Origin of the sequence: Pseudomonas sp. JUb42, from assembly GCF_024807945.1 — a bacterium.
GTDB lineage: Bacteria > Pseudomonadota > Gammaproteobacteria > Pseudomonadales > Pseudomonadaceae > Aquipseudomonas.
The window spans coordinates 33,163-54,380 of the sequence record NZ_JANUFD010000008.1 but is presented as its reverse complement, the minus strand read 5'-3'; the positions used below and the strand labels follow the sequence as shown (position 1 = coordinate 54,380).

15 protein-coding genes and 1 pseudogene are annotated in these 21,218 nt (G+C 61.3%); 6 read left to right on the top strand and 10 right to left on the bottom strand.

What is annotated here, in order from left to right; all coding sequences use genetic code 11:
- Window positions 1-84: 84 nt before the first annotated feature.
- Both M2401_RS16955 and M2401_RS16950 read right to left on the bottom strand, forming a co-directional pair.
- Window positions 85-1,662, bottom strand: coding sequence for an aldehyde dehydrogenase (NADP(+)) (locus M2401_RS16955; RefSeq protein WP_259104564.1), 1,578 nt, complete (start codon window positions 1,660-1,662; stop codon window positions 85-87).
- A 96-nt stretch (window positions 1,663-1,758) separates the two neighbouring features.
- On the bottom strand, window positions 1,759-2,727 hold the full coding sequence (locus M2401_RS16950) for a LysR family transcriptional regulator (protein ID WP_259104562.1): 969 nt from the start codon (window positions 2,725-2,727) through the stop codon (window positions 1,759-1,761).
- A gap of 114 nt (window positions 2,728-2,841) precedes the next feature.
- On the opposite strand from M2401_RS16950, the gene M2401_RS16945 reads away from it, so the two are divergent.
- Both M2401_RS16945 and M2401_RS16940 read left to right on the top strand, forming a co-directional pair.
- Window positions 2,842-4,026 carry a fumarylacetoacetate hydrolase family protein gene (locus tag M2401_RS16945; RefSeq protein WP_259104561.1) on the top strand — a complete coding sequence of 395 codons (1,185 nt, stop codon included), beginning with the start codon at window positions 2,842-2,844 and terminating at the stop codon, window positions 4,024-4,026.
- A 56-nt stretch (window positions 4,027-4,082) separates the two neighbouring features.
- The gene (locus M2401_RS16940) at window positions 4,083-5,867 is read left to right on the top strand and encodes an IlvD/Edd family dehydratase (protein WP_259104559.1); all 1,785 of its coding nucleotides are present in this window, start codon (window positions 4,083-4,085) and stop codon (window positions 5,865-5,867) included.
- 204 nt (window positions 5,868-6,071) lie between these two features.
- Here M2401_RS16940 and M2401_RS34560 read toward each other — a convergent pair whose 3' ends face one another.
- The 3 genes and pseudogenes from M2401_RS34560 to M2401_RS16930 form a co-directional block, all read right to left on the bottom strand.
- Complete coding sequence (locus M2401_RS34560) at window positions 6,072-6,836, bottom strand: methyl-accepting chemotaxis protein (RefSeq protein WP_409033944.1); 765 nt, start codon at window positions 6,834-6,836, stop codon at window positions 6,072-6,074.
- 102 nt (window positions 6,837-6,938) lie between these two features.
- Window positions 6,939-7,958: pseudogene (locus tag M2401_RS34555) on the bottom strand (cache domain-containing protein); the annotation flags it as partial.
- 212 nt (window positions 7,959-8,170) lie between these two features.
- A complete protein-coding gene (locus M2401_RS16930) occupies window positions 8,171-8,911 on the bottom strand; it encodes a GntR family transcriptional regulator (protein WP_259104556.1) in 741 nt (246 codons plus the stop codon).
- 102 nt (window positions 8,912-9,013) lie between these two features.
- Here M2401_RS16930 and M2401_RS16925 point away from each other — a divergent pair, with 102 nt between their 5' ends.
- The 3 genes from M2401_RS16925 (at window position 9,014) to M2401_RS16915 (ending at window position 13,176) form a co-directional block, all read left to right on the top strand.
- On the top strand, window positions 9,014-10,369 hold the full coding sequence (locus M2401_RS16925; protein WP_259104554.1) for an adenylosuccinate lyase family protein: 1,356 nt from the start codon (window positions 9,014-9,016) through the stop codon (window positions 10,367-10,369).
- Between the two features lie 78 nt (window positions 10,370-10,447).
- Window positions 10,448-11,749: a C4-dicarboxylate transporter DctA gene (gene dctA, locus M2401_RS16920; protein WP_259104553.1), complete on the top strand. Its 1,302-nt coding sequence runs from the start codon at window positions 10,448-10,450 to the stop codon at window positions 11,747-11,749.
- Window positions 11,750-11,784: 35 nt separating this feature from the next.
- Window positions 11,785-13,176: a lyase family protein gene (locus tag M2401_RS16915; protein WP_259104551.1), complete on the top strand. Its 1,392-nt coding sequence runs from the start codon at window positions 11,785-11,787 to the stop codon at window positions 13,174-13,176.
- Window positions 13,177-13,437: 261 nt separating this feature from the next.
- Here M2401_RS16915 and M2401_RS16910 read toward each other — a convergent pair whose 3' ends face one another.
- On the bottom strand, window positions 13,438-13,974 hold the full coding sequence (locus M2401_RS16910) for a single-stranded DNA-binding protein (protein ID WP_259104550.1): 537 nt from the start codon (window positions 13,972-13,974) through the stop codon (window positions 13,438-13,440).
- Window positions 13,975-13,983: 9 nt separating this feature from the next.
- Window positions 13,984-15,378 carry an MFS transporter gene (locus M2401_RS16905; RefSeq protein WP_259104548.1) on the bottom strand — a complete coding sequence of 465 codons (1,395 nt, stop codon included), beginning with the start codon at window positions 15,376-15,378 and terminating at the stop codon, window positions 13,984-13,986.
- Window positions 15,379-15,567: 189 nt separating this feature from the next.
- On the opposite strand from M2401_RS16905, the gene uvrA reads away from it, so the two are divergent.
- Window positions 15,568-18,402 carry an excinuclease ABC subunit UvrA gene (gene uvrA, locus M2401_RS16900; protein ID WP_259104546.1) on the top strand — a complete coding sequence of 945 codons (2,835 nt, stop codon included), beginning with the start codon at window positions 15,568-15,570 and terminating at the stop codon, window positions 18,400-18,402.
- A gap of 181 nt (window positions 18,403-18,583) precedes the next feature.
- On the opposite strand, the gene bfr is transcribed toward uvrA, so the two are convergent.
- The 3 genes from bfr to rplQ form a co-directional block, all read right to left on the bottom strand.
- Window positions 18,584-19,048, bottom strand: coding sequence for a bacterioferritin (bfr, locus tag M2401_RS16895; RefSeq protein WP_259104545.1), 465 nt, complete (start codon window positions 19,046-19,048; stop codon window positions 18,584-18,586).
- Window positions 19,049-19,203: 155 nt separating this feature from the next.
- Entirely contained in the window at window positions 19,204-20,652 is a 1,449-nt protein-coding gene (locus tag M2401_RS16890; protein WP_259104543.1) for a catalase, read from the bottom strand.
- A gap of 172 nt (window positions 20,653-20,824) precedes the next feature.
- The gene (gene rplQ / locus M2401_RS16885) at window positions 20,825-21,211 is read right to left on the bottom strand and encodes a 50S ribosomal protein L17 (protein WP_259104541.1); all 387 of its coding nucleotides are present in this window, start codon (window positions 21,209-21,211) and stop codon (window positions 20,825-20,827) included.
- Window positions 21,212-21,218 lie beyond the last annotated feature (7 nt).

Sequence of the window (21,218 nt, the reverse complement as noted above, 5' to 3'; positions counted from 1 at the left end):
GGGATTAACCCTTGGGCACGTTTACATGCCTGATTGTTTTTATTGAATGGGTCTGTGCCGGGCACGGGGCCAGGCGGCGTTGCGTTACAGCGTTTTCTCGGTCAACTGGCCATCGACCAGGCGCGTCAGGCCCAGCGGATTGCTGTTCTTGAGGGCGTCGGGCAATAGCGCATCAGGGAAATTCTGGTAGCACACCGGGCGCAGAAAACGATCGATGGCCAGGGTGCCCACCGAGGTGCCACGGGCATCCGATGTGGCCGGATAAGGGCCGCCATGAACCATGGCCTCGCAGACCTCGACACCGGTCGGGTAACCATTGATCAGGATCCGGCCGACCTTGCGCTCCAGCACTTCGACCACCTCGGCGCAGCGGCCAAGTTCATCCGCCTCGCCAATCAGGGTCGCCGTCAGTTGCCCCTGCAAGGCGTGCAGACACTGCAGCAATTGCGGCATATCCGCCGCCTCGATAACGATGGTCGCCGGGCCGAAAATCTCTTCCTGCAGCAGCACATCGCCGTCCAATAGCAGGCTCGCGTCGGCCTGGAACAGTTGCGCCTGAGCCTGGCTGCCTTCCTGCGCCTGACCGGCCAGATGGCGAACACCGGAATGTTTGAGCAAGGCGGCGCAACCCTGTTGATAACTGCGCAAGGTGCCCGCGTTAAGCATGGTCTGGGTCGGCTGGTCGGCCATGGCATCGGCAAGCCGTTGGATAAACCCGTCGAAAGCTGGCGAGCGCAGGCCGATGACCAGGCCCGGATTAGTACAGAACTGCCCGACACCCTGCACCACCGACGCGCTCAGCTCCCTGACGATGTCATCGCCGCGAACCTCCAGCGCCTCGGGCAGGATGATGACCGGGTTGATGCTGCTCATTTCGGCAAACACCGGAATCGGCTGAGGCCGGGCAGCAGCCATATCGCATAGCGCGCGGCCACCCCTGAGCGAACCGGTAAAACCGACCGCCTGGATCGCCGGGTGCTTGACCAGCGCCTCGCCTACGCCACCACCGAAAATCATGTTGAACACGCCAACTGGCATGGCGGTTTTTTCCGCCGCGCGAATGATCGCCGCAGCAACCTGCTCGGCCGTGGCCATATGCCCGCTGTGGGCCTTGAACACCACCGGGCAACCGGCAGCCAGTGCGGCGGCGGTATCGCCGCCTGCGGTGGAAAACGCCAACGGAAAGTTACTGGCGCCAAATACCGCCACCGGGCCGACACCCAGGCGGCACTGGCGCAGGTCGACACGCGGCAGCGGGGTCCGCTGCGCCAGTGCCTGATCGATCCGCGCACCCTGGAAGTCGCCACGGCGCAGGGTGGCGGCAAACAAGCGCATCTGGCCGCTGGTCCGCGCTCGTTCACCTTGCAGGCGCGCCGCTGGCAGAGCCGTCTCCCGGCCGATCAGGGCAATGAAATCATCACCAAGGGCATCCAGTTCGTCAGCGATGGCATCAAGAAATTCGGCGCGGCGGGCGGCGGGCAGGCCGCGGTAGGCAGGATAGGCGCTGGCAGCAGCGAGGCAGGCGGCATCCACTTCTTGCGGCGTGGCCTGGTGAAAAGCGCTGAAGGCGTGCCCGGTACGGGCATCGACGCTGTGCAGGATCACCGAGCCGGCCGCGCTGCGACGACCCGCAATGAAGTTGTGACCGGACGAATCGGACATGGGGAATACCTGACCATTTATAGTTATTGGCCGGTAATCTAAGCCTGCGTCCGATTCAATCCCAATGGCATTTTTGGATTAATTGATAACGTCTGGTTATTGACTTACACCACGCCCCTCCTGCTCTTGCCGGGCCAGGCGTGCGTTCTCCAAAAGAATGTCGGCAAACTCCATCGCCGGGCCGTTCAGGCGCTCGCCTTTACGGGTGAGGATCCCGTAATACTGGGGCGTCAGGTACAGCGGCGTATCGAGAATCTTCAGCAGGCCACTCTCCAGATGCGGCGCCACCATGGCGTCGGGGAGCATGCCGATCATGGGGCCGCTTTGCAGCACCTTGAGGAAGGTCTGCATGGAAATGGTTTCGATGGTGTTCCTCGGCACATCCACTTGGGCACTGGCAAACGCCTGCTCCATGCGCCCGCGAATCGGCGTGCCCTTGGGATAAAGCATCCATGGCCAGTCGACCAATTGCTGCAGGGTCATTGGCCCGGCATCGCACAGCGGATGGCGGCTGTTGACCACGATGCAGAAGGGCTCGGGCGCCAGTTCCTGAAAGTCGTAGCGTTGTTGCTGGGCCTGGTCGGTGAAGCGGCCGATGGCAAGGTCCAGCGTGCGCTCTTCGAGCATTTCCATCAGGTGGTCGCTGGTCTGCTCCACCACTTCGATGGCCAGCAACGGCCAGCGCTCCTTGATCTGCACGATAGCCTGAGGAAGCACCACGGCCGTCGCGGCAAAGATACCGCCCACCTTGAGATGACCATGGCCACCGGCACTGAGGTTATTGATTTGCTCGACGAAAGTACGCGCGTCGTTCAGCGCCAGTTGTGCATAACGCACCACCTGCACGCCCAGAGCCGTGGGCAGCATGCTGCGCGGCAGGCGTTCGAAAAGGGTGAAACCCAACAGGCTTTCGATTTCCTTGAGCATCTTGCTCAGGGCGGGCTGGCTGAGGTTCATCTGCTGGGCGGCCAGATGCATGTTGTGGGTGCGGCCCAGGGTATCGATGAGTACCAGATGCCGGAATTTCAGCCAGTTGCAGAAGTTGGAGAACGACAAGTCCGACATGGGAGCGCCCCGCCCGGCAATAACGCCAGGTTATCAATAATTGAGAATATGCCATTGGAGTTTATCCGCGCGCCCACCTAGCGTGCAGCTTTTATGGCCCTGGAATTCTTCACCATGACAACAATAAGACTGACCTGCGCAAACACCCTGCCCGACGACAGCCCGTCAGCCACACTGATCGGCCGTGCCTGGGTGCCAGGCGAAGTATCCGGGCCGTCGCCCGTGGTGTTGCGCGCCGACGGTGTGTTCGACCTGTCCGCGCATTTCGCCACCCTGAGCGACTTGCTGGAAAGTGACTCGCCACTCAAGGCCGTGCGTGAAGTCCCCGGCCGCTTTATTTGCAGCGCTGAAGACCTGCTGGCCAATACCGGTGCCCACGCCGACCTGAGCAAGCCCTTCCTGTTGCCGCCGCTGGATCTGCAAGTGATCAAGGCCGCGGGCGTGACCTTCGCCGCGAGCATGATCGAGCGGGTCATCGAGGAAAAAGCCGGCGGCGACGCGGCCAGGGCCGAAGGGGTGCGTGCCACGGTGCGCAGCGTCATCGGTGACAATCTGCGCGCGGTCAAACCGGGTTCCGAGCAGGCCATGCGCCTCAAAGCACTGCTGATCGAACAAGGCATGTGGTCGCAGTATCTGGAGGTGGGCATTGGCCCCGACGCCGAGATTTTCACCAAGGCACCGATCCTGTCCGCCGTGGGCAGCGCCGCCGATATCGGCATTCACCCCAGCTCGCAGTGGAACAACCCGGAGCCGGAAGTGGTGCTGGCGGTCAACAGTCGCGGGCAGATTCACGGCGCGACACTGGGCAACGACGTCAACCTGCGCGACTTCGAAGGTCGCAGCGCATTGCTGCTGAGCAAGGCCAAGGACAACAATGCCTCCTGCGCCATTGGCCCGTTCATTCGTCTGTTCGACGAGCAGTTCAGCCTTGATGACGTGCGCAACTGCGTGATCGATCTCGAAGTGCGTGGCAGCGATGGCTATCTGCTCAACGGCGCCAGCTCCATGGACCAGATCAGCCGCGACCCGCAGGACATCGCCGGGCAAACCCTCAACGCCAACCACCAGTATCCCGACGGTTTCGTGCTGTTTCTCGGCACCCTGTTCGCCCCTACCGAAGACCGTGATCATCCTGGCGCCGGTTTCACCCACAAGCAGGGTGATCAGGTGCGCATCAGCAGTCCGCGTCTCGGCGCCCTGCATAACCACGTAACCTACAGTGATGCGGCCACGCCCTGGACCTTCGGGGTCAGCGCCCTGCTGCGTAATCTGGTTGCCCGTGGCGTACTGACCCGCTGAGCCCAAGCGCCACCGGCCACGACCGAATCACAATAAATACAAGAGAGACATCAATCATGAGCTTGCCCCCAAAACGCCCCCTGCGCAGCCAGCAATGGTTCGATGACCCTGACCACGCCGACATGACCGCGCTCTATGTCGAGCGTTACATGAACTACGGCCTGACCCGGGACGAACTGCAGTCCGGCAGGCCGATCATCGGCATCGCCCAGACCGGCAGCGACCTGACGCCCTGCAACCGCCATCACATCGAACTGGCCCAACGGGTCAAGGCCGGCATCCGCGACGCGGGGGGTATCCCGATGGAGTTTCCGGTCCACCCGATCGCCGAACAGAGCCGCCGCCCCACCGCCGCCCTGGACCGCAACCTGGCGTACCTGGGCCTGGTGGAAATCCTGCACGGCTACCCCCTGGATGGCGTGGTGCTGACCACCGGCTGCGACAAGACCACGCCGGCGTGCCTGATGGCTGCGGCCACCACCGACCTGCCCGCCATCGTTCTGTCTGGCGGGCCGATGCTCGACGGCCACCACAAGGGCGAACTGATCGGCTCCGGCACAGTGCTCTGGCATGCGCGCAAGCTGCTCGCCGCCGAAGAGATCAACTACGAAGGCTTCATGGAAATGACCACGGCGGCCTCGCCTTCAGTGGGTCACTGCAACACGATGGGCACCGCCCTGTCGATGAACGCTCTGGCGGAGGCTTTGGGCATGTCGTTGCCCGGCTGCGCCAGCATTCCGGCCCCGTATCGTGAGCGTGGGCAAATGGCTTATGCCACCGGCAAGCGCATCTGCGAACTGGTGCTGCAAGACGTGCGGCCGTCGCAGATCATGACCCGCGAAGCCTTCGAGAACGCCATCGCCGTGGCCTCGGCACTGGGCGCTTCAAGCAACTGCCCGCCACACCTGATTGCCATCGCACGACACATGGGCGTCGAGTTGAGCCTCGATGACTGGCAACGCATCGGCATGGACGTGCCGCTGTTGGTCAACTGCATGCCAGCCGGCAAATACCTGGGCGAAGGCTTCCACCGCGCAGGCGGCGTGCCTGCAGTGATGCACGAGCTGCAGAAGGCCGGGCGCCTGCATGAAGACTGCGCCACCGTCAGCGGCAAGAGCATCGGTGAAATCGTGCGCAATTCCCTGTCCAGCAATGCTGACGTCATCCTGCCCTACGACGCGCCGCTCAAACACAGCGCGGGCTTTATCGTACTCAGCGGCAATTTCTTCGATAGCGCGATCATGAAGATGTCGGTGGTAGGCGAGGCGTTCCGCAAGACTTACCTGTCCGAACCCGGCGCCGAGAACAGCTTCGAAGCACGGGCCATCGTCTTCGAGGGGCCGGAGGATTACCACGCGCGCATCAACGACCCGGAACTGGATATCGACGAGCGCTGCATTCTGGTGGTTCGCGGCGCCGGCACGGTCGGTTATCCCGGCAGCGCCGAAGTGGTGAACATGGACCCGCCTGCGGCCCTGATCAAACGCGGCATCGAGTCCCTGCCCTGCCTTGGCGACGGTCGCCAGAGCGGTACTTCGGCCAGCCCGTCGATCCTCAACATGTCCCCGGAAGCCGCCGTAGGGGGCGGTATTGCGCTGCTGCGCACCAATGACCGCCTGCGCGTCGACCTCAACGCACGCTCGGTAAACCTATTGGTGGACGAGGAGGAACTGGCGCAACGCCGCAGCGAATGGACGCCCAGCTTCCCGCCGTCGCAAACGCCCTGGCAGGAACTCTACCGGCAATTGGTGGGCCAGTTATCCACAGGCGGCTGCCTGGAACCGGCGACCCTGCACATGAAAGTCATCGCCCGCAGCGGCGCGCCACGGCATTCGCATTGAGGAGGGAGCCGCACTGTTGGATGCCGCCCGATCACGCCAACAGATCGCCCTACCCGTTGGAGCAGGGCTTGCCCGCGAACCTGGCAACGCGTTGTGTCCGACATAACGCGTCAAGGCCTTCGCGGGCAAGCCTCACTCCAACGGATAGCGCCATCTGTTGGAGCGAGGCTTGCCCGCGAATCGGGTCGACACACACCTGTGCGCTCAGATCCTGAAATGCCCCACCAACCCCTGCAAGCGCACGGCCTCGCGCTCAAGCTCGGCGCAGGCGTCGAAGGTCGAGTGCAGGTTGGCCATGCCCTGGCGGTTCAGGGCGTCGATCTGGGCGATGTCGTCGTTGACTGACAACACCACGCAGGTCTGCTCTTCCGTGGCGGCGGCCACCGTCTGGTTCATCGCGTCGATTTCGCCGATACGCTGGGCCACTTTGCTCAACCGCTCGCCGGCCTGATTGGCCACGGTCACGCTGGTTTCGCTCTCACGCTGACTCTCGGTCATGGTCGTCACGGCGGTTTGTGCGCCGACTTGCAACTGCTCGATCAGCCCCTGCACCTGCCGCGCCGAGTCCTGGGTGCGGTGCGCCAGGTTGCGCACTTCATCGGCGACCACGGCAAAGCCCCGACCCGCCTCGCCTGCCCGCGCCGCTTCGATGGCGGCGTTCAAGGCCAGCAGGTTGGTCTGCTGGGAAATACTGGTGATGACCTCGAGAATCTGGCCGATATCGCCAGTCTGGGTGGCGAGGTTTTCGATGGTGATGCGCGATTTGTCGATGTTTTTCGACAAGCGATTGATCGCTTCGATGGTCATGCCGACCACTTGTTGCCCGTCATCGACCAGCGCTCGCGCCTGGCTCGAACTCTGGGACGCCAGCGCCGCATTACGGGCGATCTCGGACGAGGCCGCGCCCAACTGGTGAATGGCCGACACCACGCTCTCGGTGCGCCGCGCCTGCTCATCGGAATTGCTCATGGACGTGCGCGACACACGGGTCACCTGGGCCGCCACCTGATTGAGCGCGGAACTGGTGCCCGACACATCGCGAATCGAAATCTGAATGAACTCGAGGAAACGGTTGAACGACTGCGCCAGCGCGCCGAACTCATCCCGGGAATTGATCGGCAAGCGCTGGGTCAGGTCACCTTCGCCATTGGCGATGTCTTCCAGGGCCTGGCCCATGGCGTGCAGCGGGCGCATTAGCCAGCGGATCAGCACGCCGAGCAGCAGGATGATAATCACCACCGCAATCAGGGTGGCCGTGATTGCCAGAGTGCGCAGCTCGCTGAGCATGGAAAACGCAGCCTGTTGGTCGATGACCATCGCCACGTACCAATCGGCCGACGCCAGCCCATCGACATGAGTGAAAGACACCAACTGCGAGCCATTGGCGCCGCTGATCTCCCGCACACCCGGCGCAGGCAGTTGCGTGCCCGTACCGAACACGTCCTTGAGATCCTTGAGGATGAACTTGCCATCCGGATGTACCAACACCTTGCCGTCGGCGCTGACGATAAAGGCGTAGCCATGGCCATCGAAATTGAGGGTGTTGATCAGCTTGCTCAAGTCGTCCAGGGACAGGTTGGCGCAGGCCACGCCGAAACGATCCTGATATTTCACCGGGGTCGCGACGGTCATCACCATCTTCCCGGACGATGCGGCGATATAGGGTTCGGTAAATACCGTCTGCTTGCGCTCTTGCGCCGCCTTGTACCAGACCCGCACGCGCGGGTCGTAGTCCGGGGCGCGCACGCTGTCCGGCAGGGAGAACATCGAACCGTCGCTGCCGCCGTAGGAAATCAGCTGAAAGTTCTCGGCATACACCGGCAGGTTGATGGTCTTGAGCAGACTGGCGTTGTCAGTCCCTTCGACATTGAGGCGCTGGCCCAGGGTCTCGATCAGGCGCATACGGCTTTCCAGCCAGGTGCGGATATCGTGGGCGGTCAACATGCCCAGCTGCTGCAGCTTGGCGTCGACGTCACCGCGCAAGGTCTGGCGCTGCCGGTAGTCGGTGACAGCAATAAACGCACTGAAGGCCAGAATGACGATCAGGGCTGCGGCGATCAAAATTTTGCGACTGAAACCAATGCCTTTCATCAACTCACCTCACCCATCGTCACCTAGTCGGTTGATGGCAAAGTTGAATCACGGCCTGCTTACGGGCAATTGCCGTTTCGGCACAGGCGCGGGCCAGTTCGGCACATGCTGTTTAGCACCGCCTTTACAGCAGGATCTGCTGCGGGATTTATTTTTGTGGTGCCCGCAATTAGTGCGAGGGGACGCCCTGGTACGGGGTTCGAGTTCGGAACTTACATCCCATCGCGCTTCATCTGCATGGTCAGGGTGAACCTGTCGGCCGGGTAGAAGTTCTCCGAAACCGCAATCAAACCACCTTGGCCATCGCGATACTGACGAATGATATTGAGCGCCAGCGACCCCGGCTTGGCGTTCAGGCTCGCCGCCATTTCCGCCGACAACTGCACCGGCCTGACCTCTTGATCGACCGAATGAATATCCCGTGAGAACGCCCGGCCGATCAGTGCGGCGATCAGTTCGTCGGGATGCTCATGGGCTTGGGGGATGACTTCGTCGTATTGCCGGTCGGCGTAGACATCGGTCCAGCACAGCGGCGCATCGCGCTCGTTGCGGTCGACCTTGATGCTCGACACGCAAAAGTAATGGCCGCCCGGCTCTAGGCCCAGGCGCCGGGCCAGGGCGATATCCGCGACGAAATGTCGGACGCCATGAATGTCCCGAACGTGGGATTCGGCAACGTTGACCAGGTCCGCCACCGAGGCGATGGCCTGGGTGTAGCCGCTGCTCGGCTGGGAGGCTTCGACCCGGGTGCCGACGCGCTTTCTTCTCGAGACCATGCCCTGGCCTTCCAGCTGGCTGATCGCCGCGCGGACGGTATGGCGGCTCGCCTGATAGATGGCGCACAGCTCGAACTCCGTGGGCAGCAACGAGCCGATCGGATAGCGGCCTCTGCCGATCGACTCCATCAAATCCTTCGCTACATGTGCGTAGCGCTTCAGCCCATCGCCTTCCATCAGGTACCTCCCGGTTGATTTGACAGCTTACCAGAACGGTGGCAATCATATGTCCGAACATATATTAATATGTACGGTTAAAAACAACAAATAGAGGTTACCATGTCCAGTACCGTTTTCGACTCCGTCCTGTTCCGCGATATGTTCGGCACTGCCGAAATGCGTGCCGTGTTTTCCGACGAGGCGCTTATTGGCCGTTATATCGAAGTCGAAATTGCCCTCGCCAAGGCTGAAGCCCGCTGCGGCGTGATTCCTGCCGGGGCGGCTGAGAAAATCGCCGAACTGGCGCGATTCGACGCGCTAGACCTCAAGCTGATGCAGCACGAGACCGAAATCGTCGGCTACCCGATCCTGCCTCTGGTGGAACAACTGTCGAAAATCTGCGGCGAAGCGGGCCGCTACGTGCATTGGGGCGCTACCACCCAGGACATCATGGACACGGCTGTCGTCCTGCAGGTGCGTGCGGCATTGGCCATCGTCGAGCGCGATATTCAGGCGGTGCGCGGCTTGCTGGCCGAACTGGCCAAGCGTTATCGCGATACGCCCATGGCCGGTCGTACCCATCTGCAACATGCCCTGCCGATCACCTTCGGCTACAAGTGCGTGGTCTGGCTGAGCATGTTCGACCGTCACGCCGAGCGCCTGGTCGAGTTGCGCCCACGGGTGGAGATCGGCCAGTTCGCCGGCGCCGCCGGGACCCTGGCCTCCCTGGGCGACAAGGGCTTGGAAGTACAGCAAGCGCTGATGGCCGAACTGGGTCTGGGCGTGCCTCAGGCCACCTGGCATGTGGCCCGTGATGGCCTGGCCGAGACCCTGAACTTCCTCGGTCTGGTGACCGGCTCCCTCGGCAAGGTCGCGCTGGACGTGATGATGATGATGACCAGCGAACTGGGCGAAGTGTACGAGCCCTTCGTCAAAGGCCGTGGCGCCAGCAGCACCATGCCGCAGAAGCGCAACCCGATTTCCTGCGAACTGATGTATGCCGCCGCCAAGGGCGTGCGCCAGCAGGCCGGGCTGATGCTCGATGCCATGATCCAGGACTTCGAGCGCTCCACCGGCCCGTGGCAGGCAGAGTGGATCGCCATTCCTGAAGCCTTTGCCCTCAGCGCCGCATCCCTCGGCCAGGCCAAATTCATGCTGGCGGGGCTGGAAGTACGCACCGAGCGCATGCGCGAAAACCTCGACATGACTCAGGGCCTGATCGTCGCCGAGGCCGTGATGATGGGTCTGGCCCCGGCACTTGGCCGTCAGGTCGCCCATGACGTGGTGTATGCCGCGTGCCGCATGGCCAACGACCAGCGCATCAGCCTGCTCGACGCCCTGCTGGCCCAGGGCGAAGCCACCGCGCAACTGGATATCGAAGAACTCAAGCGCCTCACCGACCCGGCCAATTATCTGGGCCTGGCCCCGCAGATGGTCGATTACGCCCTGGCCAACGAGGGTTCGGTAAAGCGTTGAAACACCCAGGGCCGCGGCAAGCCGGGGCCCGCCAAGCAGTTGCTGTAACTCCCCATAAGAACAAATGAGAGTACACACATGGCTTCCATCGAGAAAAAGCCGTTTTACCGCGACCTCACTTTTCAGGTGATCGCGGCCATGTTCCTCGGCATCGCCTTCGGCTTTTTAGTGCCGGAACTGGCGGCACAATTCCGTATCCTCGGCGATATCTTCCTCAAGCTGATCAAGACTGCCGTTGCGCCTCTGGTGTTCTTCACCGTGGTGCATGGCATTGCCTCGGCGGGCGATATAAAGCGCGTCGGCAAGGTAGGTCTGCGGGCGCTGATTTACTTCGAAGTGGTGTCTACCGTGGCCCTGGCCATCGGCCTGGTGTGGGGCAATCTGTTGCAGATCGGCTCCGGCATGCATGACGCCCACCCCAGCAGCGCTACGGCGGCAGCCTCGGCGGCGGCGGTCGCCAAAGGCCACGGCCCGACTTCGACCCTGGACTTTATCTACGGCATTTTCCCCGACAACTTCGTCGGCGCCTTCGCCGGCGGTCAGTTGCTGCAAGTGCTGGTGGTCTCGGTGTTGTTCGGCTTCGCCCTGCTGGCCCTCAAGCCTGAGCGCCGAGCGGTGATCGAAGACGGCCTGAGCCGGATCTCCGAGTGCTTCTTCGAGTTCATCAACCTGATCATGAAGTTCGCGCCCCTCGGTGCCTTTGGTTCGGTGGCCTACGCCGTGGGCAGCAATGGCACTGCGGTGCTGATGTCCCTGGCCAACCTGGTGTTGATGTTCTACGTCGGCATCCTGTTCTTCATCTTCGTCGTGCTCGGCGCCGTTTGCCGGATCTCAGGCTTCAGCCTGTGGCGCTTCTTGAAGTACATCAAGGACGAGATTTTCATCGTGCTTGGCACCGCCTCTTCGGAAAGCGCCCTGCCACGCCTGCTGCAAAAACTGGAGAAGTTCGGTTGCTCCAAACAGAGCGTCGGCCTGGTGCTGCCCACCGGTTACGCCTTCAACCTGGATGGCACCTCGATCTATATGTCCATGTGCGTGCTGTTCATCGCCAACGCCTACGGCGTGCATCTGAGCTGGGAGCATCAACTGGGCATCGTCGCCATCATGCTGGTCACCTCCAAGGGCGCAGCGGCGGTATCCGGTGGCAGCTTTGTAGTGTTCGCCGCCACCGTGACCGCCATCGGCGTGTTGCCTGCCGAAGGCCTGGCGTTGCTGTTCGGCGTCTATCGCTTCATGTCCATGGCCATCGCCACCTGCAACACCATCGGCAATAGCGTGGCGACCGTAGTGGTGTCGAAATGGGCGGGCGAATTCTCCGAGGAAACCGCGCAGAAAGAGTATCAGGAGCAGTTTGGCCGGGCGCCGGGCGCAGCGCTTTAAGCTGAGCTGTGGGTATCTGATTGCAGAGGTTTTCAATGTCGAATAATCGAATAGAGATGGATTCGTTCGGGCCGGTAGCCATCCCGGCCGACCGCTACTGGGGCGCACAGACCCAGCGGGCGCTGGCGGTCTTCGGTGCCGGTCGCGAGATGTTTCCACAATGCCTGGTCCGGGCCTGGGGCCAGCACAAACTCGCTGCCGCCCTGGCCAACTTCCAGTTGGGCGTATTGCCCGAACAGTTGCTCGGGCCAATCGTGCAGGCAGCCACCGAGCTGGCCGAGGGGCGCTTTGACGCGCACTTTCCGCTGTCGGTCTGGCAGACGGGTTCCGGCACCCAGACCAACATGAATGCCAACGAAGTCATCGCCAACCGCGCCAACCAGATCCTCGGATGCGAGCTCGGCACTCGTTCGCCCGTGCATCCGAATGATCACGTCAATCGCTCCCAGTCCTCCAACGACAGCTTCCCCACCATCATGCACCTGACGACGGTGGGCGAACTGACCGGCCGCCTGTTGCCGGCCATGGAACAACTACGCGACGAGCTGCAAAACAAGGCGGACGAATGGGCCGACGTACTGAAAATCGGCCGCACCCATCTGATGGACGCCGTGCCCATGACCCAGGGCCAGGCCTTCGGCGCCTTCGCCCATCAGGCCGCCCATGGCATCGACCGGATCAAGGCCTGTATGCCGCGCCTGCTGTTACTGCCCCAGGGCGGCACGGCAGTCGGCACCGGGCTGAATACGCCGGTGGGCTTCGACAGTAAATTCTGCGAACACATCAGCGTTCTCACCGGCCAACCCTTCGCGCCCAATCCCTGCAAGTTCGAAGGCATGGGCACTCATGATGCGTTGGTCGAGGTGTCCGGCGTGCTCAACGTCATTGCCGTGTCCCTGACCAAACTGGCCAACGACGTGCGCCTGCTCGGCTCCGGCCCACGCTGTGGCTTTGGCGAACTGCTGATTCCGGACGATGGCCTGACGTCATCGATCATGCCCGGCAAACGCAACCCCACCATCGCCGAAGTCCTGGCCCAGGCCGCCATGCAAGTGATCGGCAATCACAGCACCATCACCATGGCCGGGGCATCGAGCCTGTTCGAACTGAACGTGGCCAAACCGGTGCTGATCAGCAATCTCCTGCAATCCATCGACGTGCTGAGCCACAGCGTGACGATCTTTACCGAAAAACTGCTCAAGGACCTCGACCTCGACCGCGAGAAGCTGCAGAGCAACATCGATCACTCGCTGTTGATTGCCACCGCCCTCAATCCGCTGCTGGGCTACGACGTGGTGGCACAGATCACGCGCAAGGCGGCAGCGGAGGGAGTATCGCCCAAGGCAGCGGCTCTGGCGTTGGGGGTGATTACTGAGCAGGAGTATGACGAGCAGGTACGGCCGGGGATAATGGTGCGACCGGGGTGAGTGCGAGGGTGCCGCGGTGTGGTGGCAGCATCAATCAAGCACGACGTAAACACCGCAATTGAAATGCAATTTTGTAGGAGCTGCCGAAGGCTGTGAAAGCGGTGTATCTGATAGAACCCTTCGCAGCCTTCGGCAGCTCCTACAGGGCAGCGCGGTGCCAGGGACATCGTCGCGAGAATGATTTGTCTGAATTTGAAACGAAAAAGCCCCCGCGTTGCGGGGGCTCGGATCTGGATCCTGCTGAGTAGTCTCAGGCAGTCATCAGAACGGAATATCGTCATCAAAGCTGTCGAAATCCTGCGCAGGCTGTGGAGCCTGTTGCGGCGCCGGGCGCGATTCGCGCTGTGGCTGCTGCTGTGGCGCCGACTGTTGCGGGCGCGACTGCTGCTGTGGACGCGGAGCGGAGTTGCCGTAGTTGCCGCCGCCCTGGCCCTGTGGAGCGCCTTCGCCCTGTGGACGGCCGCCCAGCAGTTGCATGGTGCCTTGCATGTCGACGACGATTTCAGTGGTGTAGCGCTTGATGCCGTCTTTTTCCCACTCACGGGTCTGCAGCTTGCCTTCGATGTAGACCTGGGAACCCTTGCGCAGGTATTCGCCAGCGATTTCGGCAACCTTGCCGAACATCGAGACACGGTGCCATTCGGTCTTCTCGACCTTCTGTCCGGTTTGCTTGTCAGTCCACTGTTCGCTGGTCGCCAGACTCAGGTTGGTCACGGCGTTACCGTTAGGCAAGTAGCGAACTTCGGGATCCTGGCCGCATGTGCCGACCAATATGACTTTGTTAACCCCACGGGCCATAACGTTCTCCTAGGCTTCGCACGTCTGCGACGACGGATTGATCAGTCGTTCGAGGGACGGGCGATCCAATAGTTCTTTGTCCAATTTGATATAGATGGCGGCCTCCTCGGCCACCACTACCGCATCTGTCACACCTGCCACTGCCAGCAGGCGCTCAACGAGACCTGCGTCACGTTGCGCCTCGGGCGACAACGGCATGCGCAGGCTCGTGACGTACGGAGGTTCGCGCATGGTAACAGCAAAAACGAGCCAAATGGCGCTGAGCACTGCGCCGCCGAGGAACACGACACCCACACCACCATGCTGCAAAAGCCAGCCGCCGAGGATACCGCCTGCCGCCGAGCCGAGGAACTGGCTGGTGGAGTAAACCCCCATGGCAGTGCCTTTTCCGCCAGCCGGTGACACTTTGCTGATGAGTGACGGCAGCGAGGCTTCAAGCAGGTTGAACGCGATGAAGAACACCACCGTACCGATCACCAACGCCCGCAGGCTGTCGCCAAAGGCCCAGAAATACAGCTCGGTGAGCATCAGTACCGCAACCGCGCCGAGCAGTACGCGCTTCATCTGCCGCTTTTTCTCACCATAAATGATGAAAGGGATCATGGCGAAGAAGGAAATCAGCAGCGCCGTCAGGTACACCCACCAGTGCTGTTCCTTGGGCAGACCGGCTTTTTCTACCAGGGCCAGGGGCAGCGCGACGAAGCTGGACATGAGCATGGCGTGTAATACGAAGATACCCAAATCCAGCCGCAGCAGGTCCGGATGGCGCAAGGTCGGCCCCAGCGCCTGGCGGGCGACGCCGGATTCGCGGTGTTGCAGCGGGCCGTTGGCCTTGGGCACGACGAAGGCGACGATAAGGATGCCGAACAGAGCCATGCCGCCCGTCGCCATAAACAGGCCGGAGAGACCAAAGGCACGGGTCAGCAGGGGGCCGACCACCATGGCGATGGCGAACGACACGCCGATGGTCATGCCGATCATGGCCATGGCCTTGGTGCGGTGCTGCTCCCGGGTCAGGTCGGAGAGCAATGCCATTACGGCTGCGGAAATCGCACCGGCGCCTTGCAGGACGCGACCGGCGATTACACCCCAGATGCTGTCGGAACGTGCGGCGAGCAAGCTGCCCAGGGCGAAGACGATCAGCCCCAGGTAAATTACCGGACGCCGGCCGATGCGATCGGAAATGATCCCGAATGGAATTTGCAGCACCGCCTGGGTCAGCCCGTAGGCACCAATGGCCAGGCCGATAAGTGCGGGGCTCGCGCCCGCCAGATCCATGCCATAGGTTGCCAACACTGGCAGCACCATGAACATGCCGAGCATACGGAACGCGAAAACCAGGGCCAGGCCGCCCGCTGCGCGGGTCTCGCCACCACTCATGCGTTCGCTGTGGGGATCGTGCATGGATAAACCTCGTGTGAACCGGCGGCGATTCTACCAGTCCCATCGTTGCACGGCACATACGCGACGCTTTGCCGCGTCCCATTGTCCGGTTTATGACACAGTTTTCATCTTGGGTGGCAATAGTGTGCATCCATCCAGTATTTGACCGTATACTCCCACGTTTTCGTCGCCCGCCGAGCGAGGCCAGCCTTGGACAAGATCCTGATTCGTGGGGCCCGCACCCACAACCTGAAGAACATTGACCTGACCCTGCCACGGGACAAGCTGATCGTGATCACCGGCCTGTCCGGTTCCGGCAAGTCTTCCCTGGCCTTTGACACCTTGTATGCCGAAGGTCAGCGGCGTTACGTCGAGTCGCTTTCCGCCTACGCCCGCCAGTTCCTGTCGATGATGGAGAAGCCGGACGTCGACACCATCGAAGGCCTGTCGCCGGCGATTTCCATCGAACAAAAGTCCACTTCCCACAACCCGCGTTCCACTGTCGGTACGATCACCGAGATCTACGACTACCTGCGCCTGTTGTATGCCCGCGTCGGCCAGCCGCGCTGCCCGGATCACGACATCCCCCTGGAAGCCCAGACTGTCAGTCAGATGGTCGACCTGGTGCTGGCACAGCCGGAGGGCAGCAAGCTGATGCTGCTGGCCCCGGTGATCCGCGAGCGCAAGGGCGAGCATCTGTCGGTGTTCGAAGAGCTGCGGGCTCAGGGTTTCGTGCGTGCGCGAGTCAACGGCCGGTTGTGCGAGCTCGACGAACTGCCGAAGCTGGACAAGCAGAAGAAGCACTCCATCGATGTGGTGGTGGACCGCTTCAAGGTGCGTAATGACTTGCAGCAGCGTCTGGCCGAGTCTTTCGAGACCGCGCTGAAGCTCGCCGACGGCATTGCCCTGGTCGCGCCGATGGACGACGAACCCGGCGAAGAGATCATCTTCTCTGCGCGTTTCGCCTGCCCGATCTGCGGCCATGCCATCAGCGAGCTGGAACCCAAGCTGTTCTCCTTCAACAACCCGGCCGGCGCTTGCCCGACCTGCGATGGCCTGGGCGTGAAGCAGTTCTTCGATATCAAGCGTCTGGTCAATGCCGAGCTGACCCTGGCCGAGGGCGCGATTCGCGGCTGGGACCGGCGTAACGTCTACTACTTCCAGATGCTCGGCTCCCTGGCCAAGCATTATGATTTCAGCCTCGAAGTGCCGTTCAAGGAGCTGCCTGCCGACACGCAGAAGATCCTGCTCAATGGCAGCGGCACGCAGAACGTCGATTTCCGTTACCTCAACGACCGCGGCGATATCGTCAAGCGTGCACACCCGTTCGAAGGGATCGTGCCGAATCTGGAGCGGCGCTACCGGGAGACCGAGTCGGCCACCGTGCGCGAGGAGCTGGCCAAGTTCCTCAGCACCCAGCCGTGCCCGGACTGCCGTGGCACCCGCCTGCGTCGGGAGGCGCGGCACGTCTGGGTCGGGGAAAAGACCCTGCCCGCCGTGACCAATATGCCGATTGGCGATGCGACCGAATACTTCGGCGTGCTGAAACTGACCGGCCGTCGTGGCGAAATCGCCGACAAGATCCTCAAGGAAATCCGCGAGCGTCTGCAGTTCCTGGTCAACGTCGGTCTCGACTACCTGACCCTGGACCGCAGCGCCGACACGTTGTCCGGCGGTGAGGCCCAGCGTATTCGTCTGGCCAGCCAGATCGGTGCGGGTCTGGTGGGGGTCATGTATATCCTCGATGAACCGTCCATCGGCCTGCACCAGCGCGATAACGATCGCTTGCTCGGCACCCTCAAACACCTGCGCGATATCGGCAACACGGTGATTGTGGTGGAGCACGACGAGGATGCGATCCGTCTGGCTGACTACGTGGTGGATATTGGCCCGGGGGCCGGTGTACACGGCGGCTCCATCGTTGCTGAAGGTACACCTGCCGAGGTCATGGCTCACCCTGACTCCCTGACCGGCAAGTACCTGTCCGGGCGGGTCAAGATCGAGGTCCCGGCCAAGCGCACGCCGCGCAATAAGAAGATGTCGCTGTCGCTCAAGGGGGCACGCGGCAACAACCTGCGCAATGTCGACCTGGAAATTCCGATTGGCCTGCTGACCTGCGTGACCGGGGTTTCCGGTTCGGGCAAGTCGACGCTGATCAACAACACCCTGTTCCCCCTCAGTGCTACCGCGCTGAACGGCGCCACGACCCTGGAAGCGGCGACCCACGACAGCATCAAGGGCCTGGAACATCTGGACAAGGTTGTCGATATCGACCAGAGCCCGATCGGCCGTACGCCGCGCTCCAACCCGGCGACCTACACCGGGCTGTTCACACCGATTCGCGAGCTGTTCGCCGGCGTGCCGGAGTCCCGCTCACGGGGCTACGGGCCGGGGCGCTTCTCCTTCAACGTCAAGGGTGGGCGCTGCGAGGCCTGTCAGGGCGATGGTCTGATCAAGGTGGAGATGCACTTCCTGCCGGATATCTACGTGCCGTGCGACGTGTGCAAGAGCAAGCGCTACAACCGCGAAACCCTTGAGATCAAATACAAGGGCAAGAGCATCCATGAAGTGCTGGAAATGACCATCGAAGAAGCGCGGGTGTTCTTCGACGCCGTCCCGGCCCTGGCGCGCAAGCTGCAAACCCTGATGGATGTGGGCCTGTCCTACATCAAGCTGGGGCAGTCGGCGACGACTCTGTCCGGTGGCGAGGCGCAGCGCGTCAAGCTGTCCCGCGAGCTGTCCAAGCGCGATACCGGCAAGACCCTGTATATCCTCGACGAGCCGACTACCGGCCTGCACTTTGCGGATATCCAGCAACTGCTGGACGTCCTCCATCGCCTGCGCGACCACGGCAACACAGTAGTAGTGATCGAGCACAACCTGGACGTGATCAAGACTGCGGACTGGCTGGTCGACCTGGGGCCGGAAGGCGGCTCCAAGGGCGGGCAGATCATCGCGGTGGGCACGCCGGAGCAGGTATCGGAGATGGAGCAGTCCTACACCGGTCATTACCTGAAACCGTTGTTGCTACGGGACAGGGCGTAGTTCACAGGACCAACCCTGTGGGAGCCGGGCTTGCCCGCGAAAAACACGGCGCGGTGTCTCAGACATACCGTGTGGTGGCCTTCGCGGACAAGCCTCGCTCCCACAGGAAAAGTCGAAACTCCCTGCAAACAAAAACGGCGGTTATCTCTCGATAACCGCCGTTTTTTTATAACCGCAAGAATCAGAACTGCGACTGCAGGTAATTCTCGAGGCCGATGGACTTGATCAGGCCCAGCTGCTTTTCCAGCCAGTAGGTGTGATCTTCTTCGGTGTCGGCCAGTTGCACGCGCAAAATGTCGCGGCTGACGTAATCCTTGTGCAGTTCACACAGTGCGATGCCTTTACACAGCGCAGCACGAACCTTGTATTCCAGACGCAGGTCGGCAGCGAACATATCGGGCACTGTGGTGCCGACGTCAAGGTCGTCCGGGCGCATGCGCGGCGTACCTTCGAGCATCAGGATGCGACGCATCAGGGCGTCAGCGTGCTGCGCCTCTTCTTCCATCTCGTGGTTGATGCGCTCGAAGAGCTTGCTGAAACCCCAATCTTCGTACATGCGCGAGTGAACGAAATATTGGTCACGAGCAGCCAGTTCGCCCGTCAGCAACGTGTTGAGGTAATCGATTACTTCGGGGTGACCTTGCATCGCCCTACATCTCCCTGCTTGAAAGGTTGCAGTTTGAACCAAGCGCTCTTGGAGGTCACTCTAAAAAAGGCAAAATATTGATTAAAAGCGGCGAAAATCGACCATTGGATGCGAAAAACCGCCCAAATGAGGGCGGTTCTGTTTATCACTTCCAGTTACGCGAGTTTTACACCCAAAGCATCGGCAATGCCTTGACCGTAAGCAGGATCAGCCCTGAAGAAATACTGTAGCTGACGCTGCACCACATCACTGGATACGCTGGCCATGGTCCCGGCAATGTTGCCGATCAGTTCGGCCTTCTGCGCGGCGCTCATCAGGTTGAACAGTTTGCCCGCCTGACTGAAGTAATCGCCGTCTTCACGATGATCGTAACGATCAGCCAGACCACTCAAGGCCAGGCCCGGCTCGGCGTACTGCGGTGCCTGTTTCGGCGCATCGCTGTAGCTGTTCGGTTCGTAGTTTGGAGCGCCGCCGCCGTTATCGCCAAAGCGCATGGCACCGTCACGCTGGTAGCTGTGGACCGGGCTACGTGGCAGGTTGACCGGCAGTTGCTGGTAGTTGGTGCCTATGCGATAGCGATGGGCATCGGCGTACGCAAACACACGACCTTGCAGCATGCGATCCGGCGACAAGCCGACACCAGGCACCATGTTGCTCGGGCCAAACGCCGCCTGCTCGACTTCAGCGAAGTAATTCAGCGGGTTGCGGTTGAGCTCCAACTTGCCGACTTCGATCAGCGGGTATTCCTTCTGCGACCAGGTTTTGGTCACGTCGAACGGGTTCTCATGGTGCGCTGCTGCCTGGGCTTCAGTCATCAGCTGGATGCATACGCGCCATTTCGGGAAGTCACCGCGCTCGATGGCCTCGAACAGGTCGCGCTGGGCGTAATCCGGGTCAGTACCGGCGATGCGTGCGGCATCGGCGGGTTTGAGGTTCTTGATGCCTTGCAGGGTCTTGTAGTGCCATTTGACCCAGAAGCGCTCACCGGCCGCGTTGATCAGGCTGTACGTGTGGCTGCCGAAGCCATGCATGTGGCGATAGCCGTCAGGGATGCCACGATCAGAGAACAGCGTGGTGACCTGGTGCAGTGCCTCAGGCGAATGCGACCAGAAGTCCCACATCATCTGAGCGTTCTTCAGGTTGGTCTGCGGCTGACGCTTCTGGGTGTGAATGAAGTCAGGGAATTTCAGCGGATCGCGGATAAAGAACACCGGGGTGTTGTTGCCGACGATGTCCCAGTTGCCTTCTTCGGTGTAGAACTTCACGGCAAAGCCGCGTGGATCGCGCTCGGTATCAGCCGAACCGCGCTCACCACCGACAGTGGAGAAGCGCAGGAAGATCGGCGTTTGCTTGCCGATAGTGTCGAACAGCTTGGCGCTGGAGTACTGGCTGATGTCGCGGCTGACAGTGAAGGTCCCGTAGGCACCCGAGCCCTTGGCGTGCACACGGCGTTCAGGGATGTTTTCGCGGTTGAAGTGAGCCAGCTTCTCGATCAGGTGGAAATCTTCAAGCAGCAACGGGCCGCGAGGACCGGCAGAGCGGGAGTTCTGGTTATCGGCGACTGGGGCGCCTCCAGCGGTGGTGAGGATCTTGTTCTGACTCATGTGATATCTCCTGTTGGCCTGTGCGGCCCGGCTAAGACGGCTTGAGGAGAAGTATCAATGAGCCATGACCCACCATCAAATTCATTAATTATTAACAGCTGATAGTTTTATTTAATTTCAGACATAAAAAAACCGGGCACTAGGCCCGGTTTTTTCTGATCAGACTGACGTCTTACTCAGCGGATACAGCTTCACCGCCGACAGGACGATCAACCAGCTCGACGTACGCCATAGGCGCGTTGTCGCCAGCGCGGAAACCGCACTTGAGGATGCGCAGGTAGCCACCCTCACGGGTTGCATAACGCTTGCCCAGATCGTTGAACAGCTTACCAACGATTTCTTTCGAACGAGTACGGTCGAAAGCCAGACGGCGATTAGCCAGGCTGTCTGTTTTTGCCAAAGTGATCAGCGGCTCAGCAACGCGACGCAGTTCTTTAGCTTTCGGCAATGTAGTTTTGATCAGCTCGTGCTCGAACAGCGACACCGCCATGTTTTGGAACATGGCCTTACGGTGGGAGCTAGTCCGGCTCAGGTGACGACCACTTTTACGATGACGCATGGTTCAT